Source organism: Ruegeria sp. AP7, assembly GCF_056539905.1.
In genome coordinates this window covers 1-1095 of sequence record NZ_JBQFVT010000043.1, presented here as the reverse complement: position 1 = coordinate 1095, position 1095 = coordinate 1, and the positions used below count along the sequence as shown (strand labels likewise).

Genomic DNA, 1095 nt, shown 5'->3' with positions numbered 1-1095 from the left:
CAAAGCCGAGCCGCGTACAAACGGGGTGTTCCCGATCCTTCGTATCTTTGTCGTCTCAGCGAATTTGTAGGGACACGTTTTTTGTATTATCCGGTTGTCCAGCCCCAATTCTATGGGCCAGTTTTGAGCAAGGTTTCTGGAACGGGCGGTCGCATGTTTAGAGCCTGATGGGGTCTGACACGATTGTACTGTCTAAGCCAGGTATTGATGACGATCTGAGCCTGTTTGGTGGTGTGGAACCATTCTGCGTTGAGGACTTCCCGGCGCAGAGTGCCATTGAAGCGCTCGTTGTATCCATTCTCCCAAGGTGATCCCGGGTAGATTTGGATCGGCTTAATGCCCACCTTTCTTAACCAGGTCTGCAGGGCCGTTGCGATGAACTCCGCGCCGTTGTCGGAACGGATGTGTTCGGGCTTCCCGTGCCGCAATAAGAGTGGGTAGAGCGCATCCAGCACGTCTGCGCTGTTCATCTTCGGCTTGACCGCTACGCAGAGCGCCTCACGGGTATACTCATCCAGCACCGTCAGCATCTTGTAGCTCTGTCCGTTGCTCAGCTTGTCGTGGACAAAGTCAATGCTCCAGATGTGATTGGGATGTTGCGGTCGGAGCCGGATGATCGAGCTGTCCTTGTGGTACAGCCGTTTGCGTTTCTTGTGCCGTTGTGGGAGCTGCAAGCCTTCTTCGCGCCATAGTCGTTCGATCTTTTTATGATTGACTGCCCAGCCTTCGACACGCAGCAGCTCGGCGACCTTGCGGTAGCCGTAGCGCCCATACCGTTTGGCCAATCGGATCATCGCCAGACGTAACGCCTCATCATCCTTTGGCGCTGCGCGGTATTGCAGCGTGCTCCGCGCCAATCCAATCACGCGACAGGTGCGCCGTTCAGAGGTTGCCAGCTTTTGTCGGGTGTGGACCACGGCCTGACGAAGCTGGTCTGCCGTCAGGCCTTTGGCTTTAGATAATCAAGGCTCTCCTTGAGAATGAGTTTGTCCAGTTCAAGCTCAGCCACGATTTTCTTGAGCCGATCATTCTCTTTCTGCAGCGCCTTCAGATTGGCCATCTCAGATCGTCCCATCCCACCAAACCGCTTGCGCC

General features: G+C 55.3%; 1 protein-coding gene. It reads right to left on the bottom strand.

All coding sequences use genetic code 11. From position 1 onward, the window contains the following. Positions 1–110: 110 nt before the first annotated feature. On the bottom strand, positions 111–944 hold the full coding sequence (locus ACR0KN_RS22450) for an IS3 family transposase (protein WP_480579072.1): 834 nt from the start codon (positions 942–944) through the stop codon (positions 111–113). Positions 945–1095: the final 151 nt, after the last annotated feature.